The sequence below is a fragment of the Okeania sp. genome (assembly GCF_983059655.1).
On sequence record NZ_CEZPJD010001027.1, the window covers coordinates 1 to 2,363 of the forward strand.

Annotated in this window: 1 protein-coding gene; it reads right to left on the minus strand. The window is 30.9% G+C overall.

The window, feature by feature from the left end; all coding sequences use genetic code 11:
- Positions 1 to 618 precede the first annotated feature (618 nt).
- Positions 619 to 1,290, minus strand: coding sequence for a class I SAM-dependent methyltransferase (locus tag AC3DU7_RS31385; protein ID WP_488043147.1), 672 nt, complete (start codon positions 1,288 to 1,290; stop codon positions 619 to 621).
- Between the last annotated feature and the right edge of the window lie 1,073 nt (positions 1,291 to 2,363).

Consider the following 2,363-nt stretch of genomic DNA (forward strand, 5'->3'; position numbering starts at 1 on the left):
ATTGAGGTTTTCCTTTAAAGCATAAAATATCGCAGTTTTCTTATTCTTATATATTCATTTTTTCCCTATTCCCTAAAACAAAAGTCTCCAATATCTCACAACTCAAATCATATTGCTATAATTACGATTTAGCTAATTAAGTAAAAAAAATCTATTAAATTTCTAATTAGGGTTTGCTGAAAAAGTCTTTTTGCTGGGGTAGGAGACAGGAGGAACAGGGAATATAGAGGAGGTAGGAGTAAGAATTGTCTCTCAATTTTTTTGCCGTAATCATCCCAAAATACTAACTTTTTGAGCTTTTTCCACTGAAAAATTGGTACTTTTTTCAACTCTAAAACCCTAAAACTAATATCAGTAAATACTTTTATAATTAATCAGCAAGCCCTAATTAGTTGAACTGTTAATCATTAGCTGATTTTTTAAATATGCCGATTTTTAATAATTTGGCTAGGGAGCGATCGCTCAAGTTCAATAGACATCTCCAGAGAAGAGGCAACAGGGAACAGGGAACAGAGAAGAATAATTGATAATTTATGGATAATAATTGATTTTGTTTTTGATTTTTGGAGATGTCTAATGATTAAAATGTAAATAAACTTGGCATAAATTTGTTACTATTCAAAACTCTTCTGTTTTTGACCATTTTCTTTCTACAGTCCAATGCCTATCTGATGATTGATATATTTTTACTTCTTTAATACCAGCATCTTTAACTATTTTCTCTACTTCAACAATCGTTAGAGCAGCTTGCAAAGAGTCTCTAAATAACTTTCGTTGGTGTTGATTACAATCTCTAGCGTATTTGTTTACAAGTTCCTCTTTTAATTCTGGAGTTTCTGGGCGAAGTAAGTCTCGTATAAATATTCCACCTAGAGGCTGCAAAACTCTTTTAACTTCTTGGAAGAATAGTAATGGCTCTGATAAATGGTGAACAATACTGTTAGAAATTACCATCTCAAAACTATATTCTGAATAGGGTAATTTTTTGGCATCTACTAATTCTAATTTGACCTGCGATTGTAATTGTGCTTTTTCAATATTTCTCTCTCCAATAGTCAGCATATTTTTTGATAAATCAATGCCAATAATTTGCCATTCTGGTTGTTGCTGACATATTAATATTGGTATTCTGGCAGTACCAGTACCCACATCAAGAACTAATCCTTTTTTTGGGCCGATTTCTATAGAACTTTCTGCAAAGGCTTGATTGACTTCCAAAAAGTCCATTGAGTCATATTCTTCTGCTTCTTCCCATGTGTCCATGACCTCTGGTTCTAATATTCTTTCCATAATTTTTTCTATTTCAGTGAAATTCTTACCTATAGCCAAAACAAAAATACATAAATCTAGTTTTTTGTCAAATTTTCGACTTTTATTGTTAAGCTGTCTCTAGAAAAATTGTTTTTTTCTCCAACAAATTAAAATTAAAATTACTTAACATAATACGATTTAAATATAGTTTCCAGAGTTTTTTTTGCAAATTAATTACACCAATCCTGTGACTATAAAAATCATATCATAGACTGCAAATTCAGTAAATTCGTCAAATAATTGAGAATAATGTCAATAATTACCCAACTTTACGTTTATCCATAATTAACTTAACATGACAATTTTAAAATTATCTCTTCAGAAATATTTGTTTTAATAATATAAACAACAGTAGGTAGCCAAAATTAGACGTAAATGCAGAAAACTATAGATTAAATAGATTAAAATGTAAGTACCTTTGCGTGAATTTGGTGTAACTTGATAGGCGGGTATTATCAGTTCAAAAGGCGTTACTGATTTTAGGTATGATTTGTATTTTTTGACGATTACTAAACTATTGAATAGACATAGGCGTAAAAATCAAAAATAAAATCAATTATTATCCATAAATTATCAATTATTGTTCCCTATTCCATATTCCCTCTTTTGGAGGAGATGTCTAATGACAAATACTTGAAATTATTCAGTTTTTATTTTCATACCTTAATTCAGAAACACCGTTCAAAAAAACTAACCAAAGGGAGAAATTTTAACCAAGCTTGGGTAGAATTGAACAAATAAACAATAGACCATTCCGGAAAAGAGGAAGTAGGCAGTAGGGAACCCACCCCTAACCCCTTCCACGAGGGGAAAAATTGATCATTTTTGCGAGATAATTGATTTTATTTTTGATGCTCGGAGATGTCTAATGCGTGCAAGAAATTAAGAGCCTCTCGCTGGATTACCTGTAGAAGTAGGTTCCAGTGAATTAATAAAATACAATCGATTCAAGCAAAATAACAACTCAATTAGACAACTTTCCTAGCTTTCCTGAAAGTATTACCAGAGCGCAATTAATTAATGAAACGAATGAAAATTCAAGTAGTTTGCTG

Coding starts and splice junctions, on each gene's coding strand:
- AC3DU7_RS31385 (WP_488043147.1), bottom strand. CDS start 1,290: ATGGAAAGAATATTAGAACCAGAGGTCATGGACACATGGGAAGAAGCA.